At 44.4% G+C, this 22,963-nt stretch carries 17 protein-coding genes; 3 read left to right on the top strand and 14 right to left on the bottom strand.

All coding sequences use genetic code 11. The features are described 5' to 3' along the window. Positions 1 to 42: 42 nt before the first annotated feature. From sucD to dapA, 3 genes are all read left to right on the top strand, one after another. Positions 43 to 918 (top strand): succinate--CoA ligase subunit alpha, encoded by an 876-nt coding sequence (sucD, locus tag ACFS5N_RS14445; RefSeq protein ID WP_377186913.1) that lies wholly within the window; start codon positions 43 to 45, stop codon positions 916 to 918. Positions 919 to 1,136: 218 nt separating this feature from the next. Further along, the gene (locus ACFS5N_RS14440) at positions 1,137 to 3,581 is read left to right on the top strand and encodes a DUF5686 and carboxypeptidase regulatory-like domain-containing protein (RefSeq protein ID WP_377186910.1); all 2,445 of its coding nucleotides are present in this window, start codon (positions 1,137 to 1,139) and stop codon (positions 3,579 to 3,581) included. Positions 3,582 to 3,650: 69 nt separating this feature from the next. Next, positions 3,651 to 4,532, top strand: coding sequence for a 4-hydroxy-tetrahydrodipicolinate synthase (gene dapA / locus ACFS5N_RS14435; RefSeq protein ID WP_377186908.1), 882 nt, complete (start codon positions 3,651 to 3,653; stop codon positions 4,530 to 4,532). 114 nt (positions 4,533 to 4,646) lie between these two features. On the opposite strand, the gene ACFS5N_RS14430 is transcribed toward dapA, so the two are convergent. The 14 genes from ACFS5N_RS14430 to ACFS5N_RS14365 all read right to left on the bottom strand — a co-directional run bounded on the left by ACFS5N_RS14430 (position 4,647) and on the right by ACFS5N_RS14365 (position 22,962). Continuing rightward, a complete protein-coding gene (locus ACFS5N_RS14430; RefSeq protein ID WP_377186905.1) occupies positions 4,647 to 4,823 on the bottom strand; it encodes a histone H1 in 177 nt (58 codons plus the stop codon). Positions 4,824 to 5,155: 332 nt separating this feature from the next. After that, positions 5,156 to 6,787 (bottom strand): FG-GAP repeat domain-containing protein, encoded by a 1,632-nt coding sequence (locus tag ACFS5N_RS14425; RefSeq protein WP_377186902.1) that lies wholly within the window; start codon positions 6,785 to 6,787, stop codon positions 5,156 to 5,158. A gap of 24 nt (positions 6,788 to 6,811) precedes the next feature. Further along, positions 6,812 to 8,053 carry an aminotransferase class I/II-fold pyridoxal phosphate-dependent enzyme gene (locus ACFS5N_RS14420; protein WP_377186900.1) on the bottom strand — a complete coding sequence of 414 codons (1,242 nt, stop codon included), beginning with the start codon at positions 8,051 to 8,053 and terminating at the stop codon, positions 6,812 to 6,814. Positions 8,054 to 8,232: 179 nt separating this feature from the next. Then, positions 8,233 to 9,876 carry a cell division protein FtsZ gene (ftsZ, locus tag ACFS5N_RS14415; RefSeq protein WP_377186897.1) on the bottom strand — a complete coding sequence of 548 codons (1,644 nt, stop codon included), beginning with the start codon at positions 9,874 to 9,876 and terminating at the stop codon, positions 8,233 to 8,235. A 235-nt stretch (positions 9,877 to 10,111) separates the two neighbouring features. Next, positions 10,112 to 11,455, bottom strand: a complete 1,344-nt coding sequence (gene ftsA, locus ACFS5N_RS14410) for a cell division protein FtsA (protein ID WP_377186894.1) — start codon at positions 11,453 to 11,455, stop codon at positions 10,112 to 10,114. A 5-nt stretch (positions 11,456 to 11,460) separates the two neighbouring features. Next, positions 11,461 to 12,315: a cell division protein FtsQ/DivIB gene (locus ACFS5N_RS14405; RefSeq protein WP_377186891.1), complete on the bottom strand. Its 855-nt coding sequence runs from the start codon at positions 12,313 to 12,315 to the stop codon at positions 11,461 to 11,463. After that, positions 12,308 to 13,663 carry a UDP-N-acetylmuramate--L-alanine ligase gene (gene murC, locus ACFS5N_RS14400; RefSeq protein ID WP_377186888.1) on the bottom strand — a complete coding sequence of 452 codons (1,356 nt, stop codon included), beginning with the start codon at positions 13,661 to 13,663 and terminating at the stop codon, positions 12,308 to 12,310. Before murC ends, ACFS5N_RS14405 begins: the two co-directional genes overlap by 8 nt. Before the next feature lie 176 nt (positions 13,664 to 13,839). Next, positions 13,840 to 14,955, bottom strand: a complete 1,116-nt coding sequence (gene murG / locus ACFS5N_RS14395; protein ID WP_377186885.1) for an undecaprenyldiphospho-muramoylpentapeptide beta-N-acetylglucosaminyltransferase — start codon at positions 14,953 to 14,955, stop codon at positions 13,840 to 13,842. A 70-nt stretch (positions 14,956 to 15,025) separates the two neighbouring features. Further along, a complete protein-coding gene (locus ACFS5N_RS14390; RefSeq protein WP_377186882.1) occupies positions 15,026 to 16,189 on the bottom strand; it encodes an FtsW/RodA/SpoVE family cell cycle protein in 1,164 nt (387 codons plus the stop codon). Between the two features lie 108 nt (positions 16,190 to 16,297). Further along, positions 16,298 to 17,689, bottom strand: coding sequence for a UDP-N-acetylmuramoyl-L-alanine--D-glutamate ligase (gene murD / locus ACFS5N_RS14385; RefSeq protein WP_377186879.1), 1,392 nt, complete (start codon positions 17,687 to 17,689; stop codon positions 16,298 to 16,300). 46 nt (positions 17,690 to 17,735) lie between these two features. Next, positions 17,736 to 18,977 carry a phospho-N-acetylmuramoyl-pentapeptide-transferase gene (gene mraY / locus ACFS5N_RS14380; protein ID WP_377186876.1) on the bottom strand — a complete coding sequence of 414 codons (1,242 nt, stop codon included), beginning with the start codon at positions 18,975 to 18,977 and terminating at the stop codon, positions 17,736 to 17,738. Then, the gene (locus tag ACFS5N_RS14375) at positions 18,978 to 20,438 is read right to left on the bottom strand and encodes a UDP-N-acetylmuramoyl-L-alanyl-D-glutamate--2,6-diaminopimelate ligase (RefSeq protein WP_377186873.1); all 1,461 of its coding nucleotides are present in this window, start codon (positions 20,436 to 20,438) and stop codon (positions 18,978 to 18,980) included. Continuing rightward, a complete protein-coding gene (locus ACFS5N_RS14370; protein ID WP_377186870.1) occupies positions 20,435 to 22,558 on the bottom strand; it encodes a penicillin-binding protein in 2,124 nt (707 codons plus the stop codon). The genes ACFS5N_RS14375 and ACFS5N_RS14370 overlap by 4 nt, the downstream gene beginning before the upstream one ends. After that, entirely contained in the window at positions 22,555 to 22,962 is a 408-nt protein-coding gene (locus ACFS5N_RS14365) for an FtsL-like putative cell division protein (protein WP_377186867.1), read from the bottom strand. The genes ACFS5N_RS14370 and ACFS5N_RS14365 overlap by 4 nt, the downstream gene beginning before the upstream one ends. Position 22,963: the final 1 nt, after the last annotated feature.

Genomic DNA, 22,963 nt, shown 5'->3' with positions numbered 1-22,963 from the left:
AAAAATAATTTTAGCTTTGCGATGGAAAAAAATCAAATACCCATGAGTGTTCTCGTAAATAAAGATTCTAAAGTTATAGTTCAGGGTTTTACCGGTAATGAAGGTACTTATCATGCGTCGCAAATGATTGAGTACGGTACACAGGTTGTTGGTGGTGTTACGCCTGGTAAAGGTGGCCAAACGCACCTTGATCGCCCGGTTTTTAATACCGTTGCCGATGCCGTTAAACAAACCGGCGCCGATGTATCGATCATCTTCGTTCCGCCGGCATTTGCTGCCGACGCTATCATGGAAGCTGCCGAAGCCGGCATCAAAGTTATTGTTTGTATCACCGAAGGCATCCCTACCAAGGATATGATTGCGGTTAAAGAATATTTGACAGATAAAGACGCTCGTTTAATTGGCCCTAACTGCCCGGGCATTATCACTGCCGACGAGAGCAAAATTGGCATCATGCCGGGTTTTATCTTTAAAAAAGGTAACGTAGGTGTAGTTTCAAAATCAGGTACCTTAACCTACGAAGCGGTTGACCAGGTGGTTAAAGCCGGCTTAGGCATTACCACTGCTATTGGCATTGGTGGCGACCCGATTATTGGCACCCCAACCAAAGAGGCTGTTGAATTATTAATGAACGACCCAGAGACTCATGGTATCATCATGATAGGCGAGATTGGCGGCGGCATGGAAGCCGAAGCTGCCCGCTGGATCAAAGAAAATGGAACTAAACCTGTGGTTGGCTTCATTGCCGGCCAAACAGCGCCTCCGGGTCGCCGTATGGGCCACGCAGGCGCTATTGTAGGCGGTGCCGATGATACTGCTGCTGCCAAAATGAAGATCATGGCCGAGTGCGGTATCCGCGTTGTGGCGTCGCCTGCTGAAATTGGCGCTGCTATGGCTGAAGAGCTGGCTAAGAAATAAACCGTAAATTGTGTCATCTCGAACGTAGTGAGAGATCTATACACAAGCTTAGCAAAACGGCATGTCTATGTATAGATTTCTCCCGCTGGTCGAAATGACATACCCTCTGATACAAATCCTGGCCCAACGGCCGGGATTTTTAGTTTAACAATAATTAACAAACGCTTTGCGTAACGTTTGACACCGAAATTGCATCTTAGCATAAATCTTTTACCTTAATGCGGTTTACCTTTACTTTCTTCTTGCTTTTAATCAGCAGTACCTGTTTATATGCCCAGCAATTTACCGTCAGCGGTAAAATAACTGACGACAGTGGTAAGCCTGTACCCTTTGCCAGTGTGTATATTCAAAATACAACACAAGGAGCATCGGCAAATAGCGAAGGCGAATATTCCATCGGCTTAAAACAAGGCAAATACACTTTACAATTTAAAGCCGTTGGCTATAAACAGGAAAGCCGTGAGCTTAACGTCAGCCAAAACCAAACGCTTAATGTAACCTTTAATACCGAAGTATTTCAATTACAGGCCATTAACGTAGGCGGCAAGGACCCGGCCTACGCTATTATGCGCAAGGCTATTAAAAAACGTAAAACCTACCTGAACGAGGTTAAAGCCTACAGCGTGCTGGTTTACATTAAGGGGATGCAAAAGTTATTGCAGGCACCTAAGAAGTTTCTGGGCGCAAATATTGACCAGATAGGTAAACAGATTGGCCTTGACTCCAACCGCAGAGGCATCATCTACCTGTCGGAGTCTGAATCGAAATATAGCTTCCTGTCGCCTGATAATGTGCATGAGGAGATGATCTCATCAAAAGTATCAGGCAGCAACCGGGCTTTTAGCTTTAACCGCGCCAGCGACCTGAAAGTTAATTTTTACGAGAATTTTGAAGAATGGCGGGGCATTAGCCTACGGCCGTTAATTTCGCCGGTGGCGGATAATGCATTCTTTTATTACAACTACAAATGGCTGGGCGAAAGCGTGGAAAACGGCAAGACGGTGAACAAGATCCAGGTTATCCCACGCCGCGAACACGACCCATGTTTTGAAGGTTACATTTATATTCAGGATGATAGCTGGCGATTGGTTGGGCTAAACCTGTATATCACTAAAAAGGCAAACATTAGTTTGGTGGATACTATTCGGATCCATCAACAGTTTGTACCGGTTAATGATAAAGCCTACATGACCTCGACCCTGCGTTTTGATTTTGTGGGTGGATTGTTTGGCTTTAAACTGGGCGGCTATTTTATTTCAATTTATAAGGGTTACGATCTCAACCCTACCTTCAATAGAAAAGATTTTAACGAAACATTACGCATAACCAAAGGCGTGAACAAAAAAGACAGCACCTATTGGGCAGAAGAACGCCCTATCCCGCTCACCGATGAGGAACGTACGGACTATAAACGCAAAGAGGCCTTGGCCATTAAGCGGGAATCAAAACCCTACCTCGACTCTATCGACCGGGTATATAATAAAGTAAGACCTTTCGGGCTGATTGTCGGCGGTATAAACATCCGCAATCGCTACAAAAAAGAATACTGGCACTTTGACCCCTTGATTCACGATGTGCAGTTTAATACTGTACAAGGTTTTAACATCAACCCGGGCTTGTCATTCACCAAACAAACAGACTCGATCAATAACCGCTATTTCAGAGTCGGGTTGGACCTGGGTTATGGATTTTCTGACCACCGCCTCAATGCTGTTGCCAGTAGTTTAATACCCATAGGCAATAATTTTACGCTGTCGCTTAAAGGAGGATCCGACGTGGAAGACCTGAACGATCTGAACCCTATATCGCGCCTGGCCAACACCGTTCACAGTTTGTTCGCTAAACAAAACTTTGAGAAGTTTTATCAGAAACAATTTGTAGACGCGTCGTTATCCGGCCGTATAAGCGGAGGCTTGAAAGGCAGCGCCACAGCTGAATTTGCACAACGCAACTGGCTGGAAAACGCTACCGGCTATAGCTTTTTTGGTACGCGGAATTATACCTATAACAACCCGCTTGCTTTAAATACAGGCGGGGCTTTATTTCCAGATAACCGTGCATTTAAGGTGACGCTTCGCACCAGTTATGATTTTAGTAATAAGTATGAAACTTATCCAAACGGCCGGCATTACTTACTGTCGCCATACCCAACTATCGGCTTTAATTATACCAAGGGTATGAAGGGTATTTTTGGATCGGATGTTGATTACGACCGTGTATCTTTTGATATTCAGCAAACAGACCTAAACTGGGGTATTTACGGACGAACGTCGTACTACGTGAGCATCGGCAAATTCATTAACAGCAACAGCGTTTATTTCCCTGATTACGCACAATTTCATGGCAATGAGGCGTTGTTTTACCGCTCAGACCCCAACAGTTTCCTGCTGCTGAATTACTATACTTACAGCACCTATAAGCAATACCTGGAAGCCCACCTGGAACACAATTTCTCGGGTTTTATCATGAACAAGATTCCCGGCTTAAGAAAACTGAAGCTACAGGAGATCATCCACGTAAACTACCTTACCACGCCCGATCTGCATAATTACTATGAACTTGGTGCAGGCATTAAATACCTTAATTTACGGGTATTGTACGGCGAGTCGCATAACAGTGGAGCCAACGTGCATTCGGCTATGAGGATTAGTTTGAGCTTTTAAAAGATAGGTGCATGCCGCTTATGGACGCTAAAGGAGAATTTATTATCTTAGCAGCCATTTTATAATAACATGAATAAATTTTACGGAACGGGAATAGCAATTGTTACCCCTTTTCTTGCAGACGGGCAAGTTGATTATGACGGGCTGAAAAGACTCATTGACCATTTGGTTAATGGCGGTGTGGAATACATCGTGTCGTTAGGTACAACCGGCGAGAGCGCCACATTGACTGCCGAAGAGAAGAAGAAGGTTTTTGCATTTACCGCCGAAGCAGTTGCCGGTCGCGTTAACCTGGTTGCAGGCATAGCAGGCAACAACACCGCACAAGTCGTCGAAGAGATTAAAGCATTCGACATTGCGGGTTATGATGCGATATTATCTGCCAGCCCGCAGTATAATAAACCCACCCAGGAGGGTATTTACCAACACTACAAAGCCATTGCCGAAAATTCAAAACTGCCAATACTGCTGTATAATGTACCAAGCCGTACCGGCAGCAACGTAAGTGCAGCTACTACCGTGCGCCTGGCAAAGGAGTTTAAAAACATTGTAGGTATCAAAGAAGCATCTGGTAATTTTGACCAGATTAACCAGATTATGCGCGACAAGCCTAAAGATTTCCTGATGATATCAGGTGACGATCCGATTAGCTTCCCGATGATTGCGCTGGGTGCTGTGGGTGTAATATCAGTTGTAGGCAATGCCTTACCGCGCCAAACTTCTGATATGATTCGCAAATGCTTGAATTACGATTTCAAAGGTGCACAGCAAGGCCACTATGACTTGCTGAACATCACCAGCCTGTGCTTTGTTGAAGGCAGCCCGGCAGGTGTTAAAACAGCTTTGAAAGAATTGGGTATCTGCGGCGATACCGTTCGCCTGCCCCTGGTGCAGGTTAGCGAAAGCGTGAAAGAAGAAATAATTGAAGAACTTAAAAAGTTTGCCAAATAACCACCTTAATTAAGTAAAAAACTAAAAAGGCATCCGTTTACCGGATGCCTTTTTAGTTTACAAAAAAACCCGCTGCAGGCAGCCGGGCTTTGTTTAGGCTGATACCAAAGTATCTTAAGCTTTGTTTTTAGTGTCCTGGATTTCCAGACGTATAGCTTGTGCCAGGTTTTTCAAGTCTTGCATGCCTTTACGTACACGGGTTCCGGCGGCGCTGTTACCTTTGTTGTAAAACTTGTCAGCATCGGCTTCCAGCGACGCAATAAGGTTCTTTACTTCAGTGAATTTTTTCATCAGTTAACTCCTTTTTAAAATACTTTGAGGTTTTTTGTTTTATTGTAGCTAAGCTAAAATGTTTTTATTGAAAAAAAAATACTTCAAAAGGCATTAAATACGCTTTTTTTCCACATTTACAGCAGGTTATCCCGCTATAGAAATTGGCATTCATAATGTTTCAGACCATTATTTATCGATATTATAATATTTTTTTCTTTTTAATAAAAATACACACAAGCATCATCCGATAGCACTGAAAATCAAGGTAATGGTATTAACCTTAGTGCACAGAAACATATTAATTATATAATCTATTTGCTGCTTACACAAATCAAACAACCAATTGACGCCTATTTAGCTATAGGCGTGCTTATATTTTTTAAAATCATAAATAATGGTTGCTTTTGGCTGTTATTATTGCCGTTGCTATAGCCGTTGCCCAGTAACAAGTCTATTCTGCCATCGCCGTCAATATCACCAGCATCCATCGTCATACCATTGCTAAATGGGGTGTCAAGCGGTAAGGTATAAGCCTGAAAATTAAACCCGCCTTTGTTCTCCAGATATACAAATGCCTGCCAGGGTTTCACCGTGCCCGGAAACTCGCTTATGGCAGCAATATCCAGATCGCCGTCGCCATCAAAATCACGGGCTATGGCTTTATAGCAACCATTTATCGGGTAAAAATATTTTTGAGTAAAGTTATCCTTACCATCGTTCAAATAGATATACACACCATGATAGGGTTTCAATATCTGGCTAAAGTCGCCATTGTCGCCACAGGTGTAAATAATATCTTTAAAGCCATCGCCATTAAAATCAACCAGATCAAAAGAACTTGAACCGTATGAAGGTGGGAAGCCCAGCACTTTACGTTCAGTGAAATTGCCTTTACCGTCGTTAGCGTAAAAGAATATACCCTCATCGCCTTGCGCAAACAACGCCCATATATCCTGGCTTTTTGTTTTGGAATTATATGCGATGATGGTTTTCAGGCAGCCGGGCTTATCTCTGAGCACATGCTCCTGTATCTGGCCATTAGGGCGCTCAACCCAACTTAATCTGCCCGCCATTTTACCAAACTGGGCTATCAGGTAATCTTTTTTACCATCGTTATTTAAGTCGACGATATCTGTTGATAAGGGCCGACCCAGTTGATAATACTCAGGCTGAGGCGCCTCGGTAATCTTTCCATGGGCTGCTATTTTAATTTCTTTAACAAAACCATTTTTAAAATTGTTAGCCCACAAGTTTTTGCCTATGAAAGTAGTGGTGATCTTATCTTGCTGAAACAGCATGTTCACTACGGTGCCACCTAAAACAGATGCGCTCATGGTCTCACCTTTATCATTAAGCGTAATGAGACGGTTATTTAGCCCGTCTGCTACTATTATACGGTGCGGACTGACACTATTATCAATTTTTACATACGATGCCATGGCATGTATAGAATCCCACTGAGTTGTTGGCTGTATCTTAAAAACGGGGAGTTGATGTATTGGTTCGGCAATTTTTTGAACAGGAAGGCGCTCAGGAGCCTTTGACACATAATATGCTATGATTTGCACCCAATGCGTCGAATCAATTTGCGGCGTGTTTGGCAGATAACTTGCATCGCTTTCAGGGTCAACTACCTGTGACCTTTCGATTTCAGACTTAATGCCCATATACCTACCCATTACAGGCAATACGTGGTCGCGCCAAGTAACCTTATCCAACAAAGACGGGGCAGGCAATTGATGACAAGACTGACAATACTGAGCCGCTGCCACCTCACCTTTGCTGATGTCTTCAGTGTTAGCAGACGCGCCTGACTGTTTTGTTTTGGTGCCACCGCTGCATCGTATCAATATAACGGCAAATGAAATAAGCGATATTACTGCAAGCAACTTATTGGACAGGCGCATAATTGGTTTATATTGGATGAGGACTAATTTATCAAAATATACAAAAAAGAAAATGCCATCCTTAAAAGATGGCATTATACGTTTATAAAAAGATATCAATTATGCTACCGGAGCGGCTTCGCGATAATGGCCGGCTTTCAGCTTTTCGCCCATAGCACTGTAAGCATCCAGCGTGCGCTGTACGTCTTCCAAACTGTGCGTTGCGGTAGGTATCAATCTCAACAATATCAACCCTTTAGGAATAACCGGGTAAACTACAATAGAGCAGAAAATGCCCCAGGTTTCACGCAAATCGCGGGTTAGGGCGGTTGCTTCATACAGGTCGCCTTTCAGATAAACCGGGGTAACCATGGTATTGGTAACCCCAATATCAAAGCCCCGCTCTTTTAAACCGGCTTGTAATGTATTGGTTATTAACCAAAGTTTCTCGCGCAGTTCAGGCATTGATTTAAGCATCTCAAAACGCTTTTTAAGTCCGATAACCATTGGCATCGGCAACGCTTTGGCAAATATTTGTGAGCGCATGTTATAACGCAGGTAATCAACAATCTCTCTATCGGCAGCCACAAAACCACCTATGCCTGCCATTGATTTGGCAAAGGTACCAAAATACACATCCACACCATCAATACAGTCTTGCTCTTCATGCGTACCCGCACCCGTTGGGCCCATGGTACCAAAGCCATGTGCATCATCAACCAATAGCCTGAAATCAAATTTCTTTTTCAGGTCGATGATCTCTTTCAGTTTACCTTGTGCCCCTGACATACCAAAAACCCCTTCGGTGATTAACAATATACCACCTCCGGTTTGCCCGGCTAAACGGGTAGCACGCTCCAGTTGTTTCTCGCAACTGTCCAAATCATTATGCTGGTAAACAAAACGTTTGCCCATGTGCAAACGCACCCCGTCAATAATGCAGGCATGCGACTCGGCATCATAAACAATCACATCGTTACGATCAACCAAAGCGTCGATAATTGACACCATGCCCTGGTAACCATAATTCAATAAAAATGCCGATTCTTTGCCTACAAATTCGGCCAGGCCGTTCTCTAATTCTTCGTGATGAATGGAGTTACCAGACATCATCCTTGCGCCCATTGGGTAGGCCATTCCGTAATCGGCTGCTGCTTTAGCATCGGCTTCACGTACTTCGGGATGATTGGCTAAGCCTAAATAATTGTTCAGGCTCCATACTAAATGCTCTTTACCGTTAAATAACATGTGCGGAGCGATTTCTCCTTCAAGCTTTGGGTAGGAAAAATACCCGTGCGACCATTTTTGATGTTGCCCTATCGGGCCTCCCATACTACTGGTGATTTTGTCAAATAAATCCAAACTATCCCCTATTTATCGTTTTCAAATATGCAAATATACGTTACTGAGAGTCAAGAGACAAGAACCAAGCGCCAAGACCGGCTACTAAATAGATTTTAATGAGCATCTTTCATAAAAAAAGCCAGGAATCGAGAATAGTGTATCTTGATTCCTGGCTGTTGTCTCTTGACTGTATATGATTAATCTACGTTGTCGTGTAAGAAAGAGTTGCTGTCGCGAATCTCGATCTTGCCGTCAGCATCAGGTAATAATGAAAACCTTGATACCTGGCTCTCGCTTGAAGCAGGAGTATCCTGCAGCGATACTTCTTTACGTTTATAAGCCGGCACATTCTCCAGCTCCTGGATATTGCCGCTGCGTAATTTCATGCTCAGATCTTTCAGCCGCATAATACGCTCGCGCGACTTGCGTAACTGCTCCTCGATCGATTCATCAGTTTTATTATCATCAGCGCTAACCGCAGGTTCTGGTTCAGGCGCTATCGTAGCAACCGGCTCTTCCTCAATCTGCGCTTCGAAATTGATAACAGCTTCTGTTTCAGGTTCAGCCAGCTTGAAGGTAAACTCAGGCAGTTCGGCCTCTCTTTCATTTGCCGGCTGGTCTTCAATCTCCTGGAAATTATATTTAACTACAGGCTCAGCTTGTTTCTCTTCGGGGCGACTTGTAGCAAACAGGTCAAATAAACCGGCTTGTTGTTCTTCTTTTGGTTGTTGTTGTGGTTGGCCCTTAATATATAGTTCAGACGCCTTATTTTCAGCAGGAGCAACTACCGGTGTAATGAAATCATTAACCGGGCGCACCAGCGGTGCATCCGGAACCAGCATGTTTACAATTTTTTTGCTGTTAAATTCTTTTTCGCGCTCGTCTTTAGTTTGGAAACCGGTAGCAATAATAGTTACTGATATTTTATCACCTAAATTTTCATCGCGGCAGTTACCCCAGATCAGATCGGCAGCAAGGCCGGCTTCTTCCTGTATATAATCTGTGATGATGCTCACTTCATCCATAGTCACCTCTTTTTCACCAGAGCTGATGTTTAGCAGGATATAACGTGCACCCTCAATTTCATTATCCTTTAACAATGGTGACGACAAGGCGCCTTCAACTGCACGCAATGCCCGGTTGTCGCCCTCGGCAGAGCAGCTGCCCATTATGGCTACACCGCTATCTTTCATCACAGTGCGTACGTCTTTAAAATCAACGTTTATATAACCTGGTAAAGTAATAATCTCGGCGATACCCTTGGCTGCAGTGGTCAAAATATCATCGGCTTGCGCAAACGCAGAGCCTAAGGTTAAGTTCCCAAATATCTGGCGTAACCTGTCATTTGAAATTACCAGGAATGAGTCAACATATTTTTTTAGCTCCTCCATACCTTCTTCGGCCTGCATTTTACGACGCTTGCCTTCAAAAGAGAAAGGGGTAGTTATAATACCTACAGTCAGGATATCCAATTCGCGGGCGGCTTTGGCAATGATAGGGCTTGCACCTGTACCTGTACCACCACCCATACCAGCGGTAATAAACAACATTTTGGTATTGGTACCCAGCATTTGCTTGATATCGTCAATATTCTCGATAGCCGAGTTTTTGCCAACCTCCGGGATTGAGCCGGCGCCCATACCTTCTGTTAAGCTTGCGCCTAGTTGTACCTTATTAGGTATCGGGCTTAACTCTAATGCCTGGGCATCAGTGTTACAAATTATAAAGTCGACCCCGGTAATACCTTGCTGGTACATGTGGTTTACTGCATTACCACCGCCACCGCCAACACCAATAACTTTGATGATTGACGATTTTTCTTTTAACATCTCAAATTGCATAATCCTAATTTTCAGCTATGTATAATTTGACGAATCCTTTATTTCACCATCGTAATATTAGCACTTTTTCAACAAGGTTTTTCCACAAATGTCTATAATGTGGAAAAATTGAAATATGTTGAAAAGTACTATAAACCCAATCGTCAGCCCCCTCTAAATCTCCCCCGGAAGGGGAGACTTTTGAATGTGCTTTTCAAAGCCCTCCCTACTGGGGAAGGTTTGGGTGAGGCTGCTTTTACTTCAAAAAGTCCTCGTCCTTGATATCGTCTTTAATAAATTTCTTTCCGCTTTCTAAAATTTTACCAAATAAGCCAAATTTCTTCTCTTCGGTGTATTTCGTTTTATCCACCTTAGTTTCAGCCGGTTGTTGCACCTCGCCTATGTATTCCATTTTCTGGATACCTTTTATCAGCAAGCCGATACCCGTTGCAAAAGTTGGGCTTTGCAGCTCTTCGTAAATATTCTTCGGCAATACCTCATTTTTAGCCAGGTGCTCGTTAGGGTAACCAACGCGGCAATCCAGTCCGGTTACAAACTCAACCATTTGCGGCAGGTGCTTCAACTGCGCGCCGCCACCGGTAATTACAATCCCGGCAATCAGTTTTTTCTCATATCCCGATGATTTGATCTCATAATACACATGCTCTATGATCTCTTCCATACGGGCCTGGATAACGTAAGCCAGGTTTTTTACGGATATTTCTTTTGGTTCGCGGCCACGCAAGCCCGGAACGCACACAATCTCATTTTCTTTATTCTCGTCAGCCAGCGCCGAACCGAATCTAACTTTCAGTTGCTCGGCAATGTTGCGCATTACTGAACAGCCTTCGCGGATATCTTCAGTAACGCTGTTACCGCCAAATGGAATAACGGCGGTATGACGAATAATACCTTCATGGAAAATAGCCACATCAGTAGTACCGCCACCGATATCAACCAAAACAACACCGGCTTCTTTTTCCTCGTCGCTCAAAACCGCCTCAGACGATGCCAGGGGCTCCAGAATAAGTTCCTGGCTTTCCAAATGCGCCTTATTAACACATTTCACAATATTTTTAATAGCCGTAACCTGGCCGGAGATAATATGGAAGTTAGCTTCCAGACGCACGCCTGCCATACCTATGGGATCTTTGATGCCAGGTTCGCTGTCCACAGTAAACTCCTGCGGTAAAACGTGGATGATCTCCTCGCCCGGCGGCATTACCAGGTTATACATGTCTTCAATCAGCTTATCAATATCCTTACGGCTGATTTCTGATTGCAGATCGCGGCGCGTTATCAAACCACGGTGCTGTAAACTTTTGATATGCTGACCCGCAATACCCACGTTTACTACACGTATTTCGACGTTTGACTGCGCCCCGGCAATTTCAACCGCGCCCGTGATACCCTGAACGGTTTTGTCAATGTTTGATACAACTCCGCGGGTTACACCTGCAGATTCGGCTTTCCCAATGCCCAGGATTTCGATCTTGCCGTTTTTGCTGCGACGGCCAACAATTGCGCAAATTTTAGTGGTACCGATATCCAATCCCACTACAATTGGCGAACTTTTTTCTTGTGTTGAACTCTTATCCATATTTACTATTTTATTTGAGATGTGTCTTTTTTTACTGTTTTACCCGTATCGGCTACCGCTGTTTTTATTTTCAATGAATCGGCCTTGGTATTTTTTACCCCGACTATCTGGTTAGCATATTTTATATTAATGATTTTATAAGCATCCCAGCCAACCTGCGGTAATGCCTGCTTGTAAAAAGCCATCAGGTTTTTAAACTTAAGATCGAGCGAGTCTGCATTACCCAGCAAAATACGCTGGTTGCCTACCCGTGGAATCAGCTCAATTTCATGGCTCTGATTTACATATATCTGCCCTATCTGTGCGTCCCACAAAGAATCTTTACGAATGTATGATACGGTCTTAAACAGATCGCGCGCCAGGGCAGTATGCAGGGTATCAACCTTGTTTTTAAAAGGCTCATCAATAAAACCATTAGCTGCCAGCACTCTTGATGTAAAGTTTGGCGATAGCGGAATCTTCAGCCCGTTTTTATCGATATAAAAATCCTGGTCGTTTTGGTTCATTACCCGCATAATAGGCTCGCGCTGCTCTATCTCAATCATCAGGATACCATCCATATCAGTATAAACTTTAGCATATTCCACAAACGGATTTGCCTTCAGCCTGTTCTCTAACTGATGCATATTAATGCCATCAATACGGCGCCCAACCAGCGTGAAGCTACTCAGCTGTAAAATACTCTCTACCTCTTTTTTGTCGATGAAATACTGGCTGCCGGGAATGTAGATCTTTACATCCTTACAAACCACCTCAGCCTTTTTCACTTCAATGAAACTCATAAGCACAACCAGGCCAGCCAGGCTAATGAGCCAGGTAAAGCTTAGTAAAATAATGCGCCATATTGGTTTCTTAAACATTTGTTAATGCACTTTTTAATGGTTGTACTAACTGATCTATATCGCCTGCGCCAACGGTTAAAAGCAGCGCCGGTTGCTCTGATCTTACTTTTTCTATCGCCGCTTCTTTGCTGATGATCTGGCGGTTTTCCAGTTTCATCAGATCAAGAATAATGGCCGACGTTACACCCTCAACCGGCAATTCGCGGGCCGGGTAAATATCCAGTAGCAGCACTTCATCGCTCATATCCAAAACCTCGGCAAACCCTTCCACAAAATCGCGGGTGCGGGTATACAGATGAGGTTGAAAAATTGTTGTGAGTTTTTTGTTTGGATATAATTTTTTGATGGATGAGATAGTCGCTCTCAACTCTTCCGGGTGATGCGCATAGTCGTCGATATAAATATGCGCAGGTGTTTTAACGATGTATTCAAACCTCCTTTTCACACCCTTAAATGAGCCTAAGGCACGCTTGATAGCATCGCCGGAGATACCTAACATCAACCCAACTTTACTTGCTGCAACCGCATTCTCGATATTATGCACACCGGCAATACCCAGCTTGATGTTTTTGATGCTGACATCGCCACTCACAAAATCAAAATAGAAATCGCCATCCTCAACACGGATGTTTTTCGCAATGGCATCGGCCGTTTCAGTGATGCTGTAGGTAAACCCTTTTTCCAACGGCAAACCTTTGCGGTGTATCAGCGTCCCCCCCGGCTTTATCTGCGACGCATACATTCGGAACGACTCCGTAAGCTGCGAATGATCGCCATAAATATCCAGGTGATCAGCATCCATTGAGGTTACAATGGCGATATCCGGATATAGCGTCAGGAATGAGCGGTCGTACTCATCTGCCTCAACCACTACAATATCGTTATTGCCAAACAACACATTGGTTTGATAATTTGAAGCGATACCACCCAGGAAAGCCGAGCAATCTTTACCCGAATCTTTCAGGATATGCGCTACCATGGTTGAGGTAGTAGTTTTGCCATGCGTACCGGCTACGCCAATAGTAAAGCGCCCCTTACTGATTAAACCTAAAACCTGCGAACGTTTCCACAACGTAAAGCCTTTACGTTGAAAGAAATTTAGGATATCGGAGTCTTTGGGAATAGCCGGGGTGTAAATAATCAACGTACCCTCAACTACATCGCGGAAGCTTTTAGGCACATTCTCGCAGTTATCCTCAAAAGTTATCTGAATGCCTTCGTTATGCAATTCGTCGGTCAGGTCGGTCGGGGTTTTATCATAACCACAAACAATACAACCCAAATGGGCAAAGTAACGTGCCAGGCCACTCATGCCAATGCCGCCTATACCTATCAGGTAAACTCGTTGTATGTTGCGTAATTCCATGTTCTATTTTATTGGGTTGATTAAGTTGATTAGGTGAGTGGTTTTTAGTGCCACACTATCTATCAACTTATCTCACCATTTTATTTCTACTACTTTAATAACTCAGTCAACCATTCACTAAATCAACCACTCACCAAAAAACTCAGCCTCCCCGTAAAGGGAGGGTGAGTTAGGATTTAATTGTTAATTGTTATTTGTATAACCTCTTTTGCGATCACCTCATCAGCATCAGGCAGGGCCATTTTGCCAATGTTGTCGCTTAATCTTTTTTGTAAATCTTTATTCTGTAACAGCTCTAAAGCTTTATCTACCAATTTTTCTTCGGCATCGCGGTCGGCCACAAAAACAGCCGCTTGCTCGTGCAGCAGCGCCAGCGCGTTTTTGGTTTGATGGTCTTCGGCCACATTTGGCGACGGCACCAGGATAACCGGCTTTTTCACCACGCACAGCTCGGCGATAGTGCCCGCACCGGCGCGCGATATGATCACATCGGCGGCGGCATAAGCCAGATCCATACGGTTCACAAACTCCATGATGCGCACGTTAGGATGATAGCTTTCGCCCAGTTGCTCAATAATGGTTTTATAATAAAACTTACCGGTTTGCCAAATCAACTGCACATCGGCAGCAATGATTTTGTCTATATGTGCCAGTATGCTGTTATTTAAAGTACGTGCACCCAAACTGCCCCCCGTTATCATGATGGTCTTTTTTTCGGACGACAGGTGGTACAGCTCTAAAGCCTGCAATTTTTTACCGACAATATCTACCGACTCGCGCCGGATGGGATTACCCGTCTTAATAATTTTATCAGCCGGAAAAAACTGCTCCATGCCATCAAATGCCACACAGATCTTTTCGGCTTTTTTACCCAACCACTTATTGGTGATACCGGCGTATGAGTTTTGCTCCTGGATTAAATACGGAACACCTTTTAACGAGGCGGCATACAACAGCGGACCAGAGGCATAGCCACCTACACCAACCGCGGCATCGGGTTTAAAATCTTTGATAATTTGCAGCGCCTTATTCACGCTATTAAACAGCTTAACCGGGAACAGCAGGTTTTTCCAGATTGATTTGCGCTGGATACCCTGAATATTCAGGCCAATAATTTTATAACCGGCGGCAGGCACCTTTTCCATCTCCATGCGGCCATTGGCCCCAACAAACAGGATCTCAGTGGCCGGATCAAGCTTTTTCAAGGCATTGGCAATAGCAATAGCCGGGAAGATATGTCCTCCGGTACCGCCTCCGCTAATGATGATTCTTTTTGGCTTTGTTGACTCCACCGATTATTTATTTTTTAATTTCTCTTTTAATTCATCTGCACATCTGCATATCCACACATTTGCACATTATTTACGCCGTCGCCAAGTTTCCAACCTCTTTGATCTCGCCCACTACCACCTTTTTCGGGTCCTCGATATCCCGGCTTACTGATAGTATAATTCCGAATGCCACACTGGTGAACAACATTGATGTACCGCCCATACTTACAAACGGCAAGGGCACCCCGGTTACCGGCCCCAGCCCTACAGCCACCGCCATATTGGCAAATGCCTGAATAGTTAAGCTAAAGCTTAGCCCCGCAGCCAGTAAGGCGCCAAAGGCTTTTGGCGCTTTGGTTACAATTTTGATGCATCGGTACAGCAAAAACAGATATATCCCGATTAACAAAACCCCGCCCAGTAAGCCGTATTCTTCTATAATGATTGCATAAATCTCATCTGAATAAGCTTCGGGCAGATAATTTACCTCGCTGCTTTTTCCCGGGCCTTTACCAAATAATCCGCCTGATGCAATAGCAATCTTAGCGTGATCGGCCTGGAACGATTTATCAGGGTTAGCAGCCTCCGGGTGCATGAACGTATGGATACGCGACACATAAGTTTTACGGCGCGGCCCCAGAAAAATCACACCCGTTAACAACACAGCACCGGCCAAACAGGTGATGGCAATTTGTTTGATACTGATACGGCCAATGATCAGCAAAAGCACACTAACACCAAACAGCATCAATGCGGTTGATAAGTTTGCTAACGCGATGAGGATAAACACCAGGCAAACAGCCCCCATAATCGGGATGAATGATTGCTTAACATCTTTAATATTTTCCTGCTTGCGCGATAATGAGCGCGCCAGGTAAGTGATCAGCGCCAGTTTTGCTAAATCGGATGTTTGAAAACTAAGGCCCGTGCCCGGTATAGCAATCCAACGACTGGCATCATTAACATGACTGCCGAACAGCAGCGTATAAACCAGCAATGGGATGGTGATATACATCAGCAATTTGGAGATACCCGAATAGTACCGGTAGTCAAGTTTATGCGATATATACATCAGCCCAATACCACCTACAATCATCGCCAGGTGCTTCATCAATATCGACTCGACACCTACCCCACGCTTATAAGCCAGTGTACCAATAGCGCTATATACCGACAACAGCGATACCAGCGACAGCAATATGACAATAAGCCATATCCAGCGGTCTCCTTTGATGTTACCTAATATTTGATTCATACCCCCTGGCCCCCTAAAGGGGGAACTTTTAGCTAGTTTGCAATTATGTTTATTCTCTCTATAATATGTTGCTTACCTCCATTACTCCCCCTTTAGGGGGCCGGGGGGTTAAAGCTCCTTCACCGCAGCCTTAAACTGGTTGCCGCGATCTTCATAATTTTTAAACAGGTCAAAGCTTGCGCAAGCTGGCGATAACAACACCGTATCGCCTTTGGCAGCCAGATGATAGGCTGCCTGGGCCGCATCTGCTGCCGAACTTGTATTGACGATGACGTCGACCAGATCCTCAAAAGCCGCGTGAATGCGCTGATTGTCTTTGCCCAAACAAACGATGGCTTTAACCTTTTGTTTAACTAAATCTCTCAACATTGAATAGTCATTACCTTTATCAACCCCACCCAGTATTAACACCACATCGCTGGTCATACTTTCCAGCGCATACCAGGTTGAGTTTACATTGGTAGCCTTTGAGTCGTTAATAAAGCTGATGCCTGATATTTTGGCAACAAACTCCAACCGGTGTTCAATATTCTTGAACGTGGCCAAACTGTCTCGCAGGGTATCATTACGTAACTCAAGCACTTTTGCTACTATGCCCGACGCCATAGAGTTGTAAATGTTGTGCTTGCCCTGCAGCGCTAATTCGTTAATTGACATTGTAAAATGTTCTTGTGGTGTGTTTATGACAATATTGTCGTTTTCGAGATCTGCTCCCGTAGTTATTTGCTTTTCAATTGAGAATGGATACAACTTAGCCGCAAAGCTCCTGGCTTCCATTACTTTTATGGTTTCCGGATCATCAGCGCAATAAATGAACACATCATTGGCTGTCTGATTCTGTGTTATGCGGAATTTTGAAGCCGCATAGTTCTCCATTTTATAATCGTACCGGTCAAGGTGATCCGGGGTTATGTTCAGCAACACTGCGATATCAACCTTAAACTTGTACATATCATCAAGCATAAAGCTGCTTAGCTCAAGCACGTAGGTATCAAAGCTCTCGGTAGCTACCTGGTAGGCAAAGCTTCTGCCTATGTTACCCGCCAGGCCCACATTTAATCCCGCGTTTTTCAGGGTAAAATAGGTAAGGCTGCTGGTAGTAGTTTTACCGTTTGAACCTGTTATGCCGACGATCCTGGCATTGGTATATCTGCCCGCAAACTCTATCTCAGATATTACCGGGATACCTTTTTCTTTAATTTTTTTGATGATCGGAGCCTTGTCAGGAATACCCGGACTTTTGATCACCTCGACGGCGCTTAAAATCTCGCTCTCTGTATGCTGGCTCTCTTCAAAACTGATGTTCCACTGCAATAACTGATCTTTATAATGCGGGGCGATAACACCAAAGTCTGACACAAAAACATCATAGCCCTGCTGTTGCGCAAGGTACGCCGCACCCACCCCGCTCTCGCCGGCACCGAGAATAGCTAACCTCTCCCCGGCCCTCTTCAAAGGAGAGGGAGATGATGCATTGTTTGTATTTGTGTTAATACTCATTTTCTTTTTAACTATTCACTAATCTCTAATCTCCAGTCACTAATCTCTAGCGAAGCTTCAACGTCACCACGGTCAAAATGGCCAGCATGATGCCGATGATCCAGAAGCGGGTAACAATTTTTGCTTCATGGAAACCTTTCTTTTGATAGTGGTGATGCAAAGGAGACATCAGGAAGATCCTGCGGCCCTCGCCATATTTCTTTTTAGTGTATTTGAACCAGCCCACCTGTAGCATTACCGAAATATTCTCTACCAGGAAAATGCCACACAGCAATGGCAACAACAACTCCTTACGAATCAGGATAGCAAACACCGCGATGATCCCGCCTATAGCCAGGCTGCCGGTATCGCCCATAAAAACCTGCGCCGGGTACGAATTGTACCACAAGAAACCCACACAGGCACCCACAAAAGCGCCGGCAAAAATTACCAGCTCGCCCGAGTTAGGGATGTACATGATATTCAGATATTCAGATATCACATAGTTACCCGAAACGTAAGCCAGAATAGCCAGTGTAATACCTATGATGGCCGATGTGCCTGTAGCCAAACCGTCAATACCATCGGTAATATTGGCGCCGTTTGAGATAGCTGTAATAATGATGATCACGAAGAGGAGAAACACTACCAGCGTATAATTCTCATAACCCGGCCCCATAAATTTCAAAACCTTACCGTAGTCCAGCTCATTGTTTTTATAGAACGGCATGGTAGTTTTGGTAGACATGACATCCTGCGTTAAAACCGGTTTATTACCGCGCATGTGGAAGTCAATCTTAGCGTCAGAAACTATCGGCGGCTTCACTTCCTGACGAATAGTGATACCTTTATTGGTATACATCACAAAACCAACAATAAGCGCCAAACCAACCTGACCAACTATTTTAAACTTGCCTGCTAAACCTTCTTTGTTCTTTTTAAATACTTTTATATAGTCGTCCAGAAAACCAATGGTTCCTAACCAAACGGTAGTAACAATCATCAGTATGACGTAGATGTTGTCTAACTTAGCAAACAGTAACGTAGGGATCAGGATACCGGCTATAATGATGAGGCCGCCCATGGTAGGGGTACCCTGCTTTTGCATCTGCCCTTCCAGGCCCAGGTTACGAACTGTTTCACCAACCTGTTTAAAACGCAGATAGTCGATCAACCTGCGGCCATACACTGTAGTTACGATTAATGACGTAATAACCGCCATTGACATTCTGAACGTAATGTACTGGAATACACCCGCACCCGGAATGCTGTAGTTCTTATATAAATAAGTAAACAGGTAGTATAACATTTACACCATAAGTTTAAAGTTGTTCAACAGTTCTTCTTTGTCATCAAAATGGTTTTTCACACCTTTGATTTCCTGGTATTTTTCGTGTCCTTTGCCCGCCAGCAGGATGATATCTCCCGGCCTGGCTAATTCGCAAGCCGTTTTTATGGCTTCATGTCTATCGACAATACTGGCCACATTAAATTTTGATTTAACAGATACCCCTTCCTCCATATCACGGATTATTTGCATGGGGTCCTCTGAGCGTGGGTTATCAGATGTCAGGATTACCTTATCACTCCATTCGCAAGCCACTTTTGCCATTACCGGGCGCTTGGTTTTGTCCCGGTCGCCACCGCAGCCAATTACCGTGATCACCTGCTCGTTACCCTTACGGATATTATGAATAGTGCTCAGCACATTCTGTACGGCATCGGGCGTGTGCGCGTAATCAACAATGCCAATTACCTTATTCGGCGATATCACATAATCAAACCGTCCCTCAGCACCAGACAATTTACTCAGGCTGGTCAGCACTTTGGCATGATCCTGATCAAGCAGCATTGCAGCGGCATAAACTGCAAGCAGGTTATATGCGTTAAAACTGCCCACCATCTTAAACCACACTTCTTCATTATCAATAAGCAACAACAAACCGCTAAACTGATTCTCAAGTACCTTGCCCTTAAAGTCGGCCATGTTTTTTAAGCCGTAGGTTTTTTTATGCGCCTTAGTGTTTTGCAGCATAACGCTGCCGTTCTTGTCATCAGCGTTGGTAAGTGCAAAAGCAGTTTTAGGCAAACCGTCAAAGAATGCTTTTTTGGCCTTCAAATAATTCTCAAATGTTTTATGATAATCCAGGTGGTCGTGCGTCAGGTTAGAAAATATTGCCCCGGTAAAGCTCAAACCCTCAATGCGGTGCTGCGCCACGGCGTGCGAGCTTACTTCCATAAAGCAATAATCACAACCCTGAGCTACCATATCATCCAGCAATCGGTTCAGTTCAACCTGGTCTGGCGTGGTATGGGTTGATGGGATAACTTTTCCATTAATCTGGTTTTCGACTGTAGAGAGCAAACCGCATTTATAACCCAGATCACGAAACAGCTGATAAAGCAAAGTAGCAATGGTTGTTTTACCGTTAGTACCGGTAACGCCAACCAGCTTTAATTTTTTGGATGGATTATCATAAAAATTAGCCGACACGATGCCTAAAGCTGCAGCCGAGTCTTTCACCATCAGGAAATCAACCTCAGCGGCAGTATGGCCCGGCAGCTCTTCACAAATCACCGCAACAGCGCCCATTTCAATGGCCTTTTCGATATAGTCGTGACCATCAACCTGCGTACCGCGTACCGCTACGAACAGGCAGCCCGGCACCACCTTGCGCGAATCAAACACAATGGAGCTGATTTCCACATCTGCCGAACCTTGCAGCTCAGTAAATGGTAATCCGGTTATAATATCGCTCAGGCTTCTCATTGCAGTTCGATAAATATTTTTGATCCCTTTGGCGCAGCATTACCCGCCGATATCGACTGGGTGGTTACTACACCGCTTCCTTTTACGCCTACTTTGTAGCCGGCATTGCCCAATGCATATAATGCATCGCTCAGGCTCATGCCGGTTACTGCCGGTACTATACCAACTTTATATTTTTGTTCATCATAAGGTATGCCTTCGCTGGTATCAATACCGGTATTAGCCGAAGCATAAAGCGGTTTTATGCCTAATTTGCTGTATACCTTTTTTACAGCAGCAATATTGCCCTGCTTGATTTTAGGCATGGTGGTATTACCTACGATATGATTTACCGGCGGATGGCTCAGTTCCAGGTCGCTTGAATAAACGCGGTCGGCAATTTTTCTGAACACCGGACCGGCAACCCAGGCCGCTAAATGCGAACCCACACGTGGATTACTGATCACTACGATCATGGAATACTTAGGATGATCGGCCGGGAAATAGCCGCAGAAAGAGGCCTGGTGTGCATCTTTAGCGCCGTAGCCAGATGAACCGTTGGCTATCTGCGCGGTACCGGTTTTACCTGCCACACTGTATAATTTATTTTTGATGACCGTTTTGCCGGTACCTTCTAACACCACACCTTCTAATAGGCCTCTTACTTTAGCCAGCGCCTCGTCTGAACAGACTTTCTCGTTAATTACCCGTGCCTGAAAACGCTCAACCGTATTGCCCATACTGCGTATCTCCTTCACAAAAATTGGCGCTATCTCCTTACCGTTGTTGGCCACAGCGTTGTAAAAAGTCAGCATTTGCAGTGGCGATAATTTCGACTCATAACCATAAGCCATCTGCGCTATAGACTGTAATTTGTTCCAGCTTTTTGATGAAGGATTTTTAATTAGCGGCTGACCTTCGCCCGGTATTTGTAAATGATTTTTTTCATTTAAATGATACCGGTACAATGCATCAGTAAACTCGCGCGGGTTATTAACATAAGCCGGATAAGCCAACTTAACGGCGCCTACGTTTGACGATTCTTCAAAAGCACGCTTGGCGGTGATTACGCCACCGGCATCTTCAGCATCTTTTATATGCAGGAAAACTTTACCATTACGCGGGTTAACCATATCATAACGGCCATGCTGAATATCAACCTTAGTATTGGTATCAATTTTACGCTGATCAAGCAATGTCATATAGGTGGCCAATTTGAACGTAGAACCCGGCTCAGCCTCAGCGCCAATGGCGTAATTAAAGCGCTCCTCGTAACTACCATCTTTAGTACGGGTAAAATTGGCAATGGCACGCACTTCTCCGGTAGCTACCTCCATAAGCACCACGGTACCAAAATCAGCCTGCACGCTATCCAGTTGCTTCTTTAAAGCCTTTTGGGCTACGTCCTGTAAGTTTACATTTATGGTTGAAATAATATCGGCGCCATCTTTGGCAGTTACCTCATCGTCATCGTCATTTACCGGTATATAAACTCCACCGGCAATGCGCTGCATTAGCCGCTTGCCGTTTTCGCCGTTTATGTAGCTGGCGTAAGCGCCTTCCAGTCCCACAGCATTTTTAACGTTTTCGTTTTTATAGCCTATGGTGCGGGCCGCCAATGAGCGGAATGGCAGGATACGTTTATTTTGCTGCAATACAATAAGGCCGCCCTTATATTTACCCATATTAAAGATCGGGAACTTACGTATTTGCTTAAGCTCGGTGAACGTTACCTTACGTCTTATAAGCTGATAGCGCGAGCTGTCTTTGCGCGCCTCGCGCAGCATTCTTGAATAATACCGTTCTGAATGATCAGGATATAATGCCGCCAGATTTGCCGCCAGCGAATCAACTTTTGAATAGAAATTTTTATCGTCAACAATACCACCGGCAAACATATCCATGTGCAGCTCATACTCAGGTACCGAGGTAGCCAGCAAAGCGCCGTCTACTGACAAAATATTACCCCGCGTAGCCTCAACCGTTTCATAACGGGTTGACATTTTAGAGGCCATAGCCTTCCACTTGGCACCCTGCACAAATTGCAGGCGGCACATTTGCAGCACCACTGCCAGCGCAAACACCAATATCAGGCCAAAGGCCAGATATACACGCAGCAATATATTGGTTCTGATACTCATTGGTCAGCTTCCTCCTGTATGGTAATTTTTTGCGCCGGTTGCAACGACTCTTTTATCCCCAGCGTATCTGCCTGTTTTGCCACCTCACTTAGCGTACTTTTATAAGCCAGATCTGCCTGTGTTACTTTGTACTCCCAATTCAGTTCTCTTACTTCTTTAGTCAGCTTATCTATATCGCGTATATTTTTTTCGGCCAGATGCCTGTTAGCAATGTAAATCATCCCCAAAAACGCCACGTACAATACAAAGGGCAATGCCCGCGTAGCCTCGTCAGTCGTAATAAATCCTTTGGTTAAAAATTTGGTCAAAAAGTTTTCAGGAATCTCCTTTACGGGCTTTTCCTCCACAATCAACTCGCGCTCCTGCTCCTCTTGCTCAATCTCAGTACGTAAACGATTGGTCATA

Origin of the sequence: Mucilaginibacter ximonensis, assembly GCF_042686265.1 — a bacterium.
Classification (GTDB): domain Bacteria; phylum Bacteroidota; class Bacteroidia; order Sphingobacteriales; family Sphingobacteriaceae; genus Mucilaginibacter; species Mucilaginibacter ximonensis.
This window is presented reverse-complemented; position numbering and strand designations above follow the sequence as displayed.

What these genes read in the sequence shown, in the direction of transcription:
- dapA (WP_377186908.1), top strand. Translation starts at nt 3,651, where the DNA reads ATGAATAAATTTTACGGAACGGGAATAGCAATTGTTACCCCTTTTCTT.
- ftsZ (WP_377186897.1), bottom strand. Translation starts at nt 9,876, where the DNA reads ATGCAATTTGAGATGTTAAAAGAAAAATCGTCAATCATCAAAGTTATT.
- ACFS5N_RS14405 (WP_377186891.1), bottom strand. Translation starts at nt 12,315, where the DNA reads ATGTTTAAGAAACCAATATGGCGCATTATTTTACTAAGCTTTACCTGG.
- ACFS5N_RS14430 (WP_377186905.1), bottom strand. Translation starts at nt 4,823, where the DNA reads ATGAAAAAATTCACTGAAGTAAAGAACCTTATTGCGTCGCTGGAAGCC.
- murD (WP_377186879.1), bottom strand. Translation starts at nt 17,689, where the DNA reads ATGAGTATTAACACAAATACAAACAATGCATCATCTCCCTCTCCTTTG.
- sucD (WP_377186913.1), top strand. Translation starts at nt 43, where the DNA reads ATGAGTGTTCTCGTAAATAAAGATTCTAAAGTTATAGTTCAGGGTTTT.
- ACFS5N_RS14365 (WP_377186867.1), bottom strand. Translation starts at nt 22,962, where the DNA reads ATGACCAATCGTTTACGTACTGAGATTGAGCAAGAGGAGCAGGAGCGC.
- ftsA (WP_377186894.1), bottom strand. Translation starts at nt 11,455, where the DNA reads ATGGATAAGAGTTCAACACAAGAAAAAAGTTCGCCAATTGTAGTGGGA.
- ACFS5N_RS14425 (WP_377186902.1), bottom strand. Translation starts at nt 6,787, where the DNA reads ATGCCATCTTTTAAGGATGGCATTTTCTTTTTTGTATATTTTGATAAA.
- ACFS5N_RS14370 (WP_377186870.1), bottom strand. Translation starts at nt 22,558, where the DNA reads ATGAGTATCAGAACCAATATATTGCTGCGTGTATATCTGGCCTTTGGC.
- murC (WP_377186888.1), bottom strand. Translation starts at nt 13,663, where the DNA reads ATGGAATTACGCAACATACAACGAGTTTACCTGATAGGTATAGGCGGC.
- ACFS5N_RS14440 (WP_377186910.1), top strand. Translation starts at nt 1,137, where the DNA reads ATGCGGTTTACCTTTACTTTCTTCTTGCTTTTAATCAGCAGTACCTGT.
- ACFS5N_RS14390 (WP_377186882.1), bottom strand. Translation starts at nt 16,189, where the DNA reads ATGAATCAAATATTAGGTAACATCAAAGGAGACCGCTGGATATGGCTT.
- ACFS5N_RS14375 (WP_377186873.1), bottom strand. Translation starts at nt 20,438, where the DNA reads ATGAGAAGCCTGAGCGATATTATAACCGGATTACCATTTACTGAGCTG.
- mraY (WP_377186876.1), bottom strand. Translation starts at nt 18,977, where the DNA reads ATGTTATACTACCTGTTTACTTATTTATATAAGAACTACAGCATTCCG.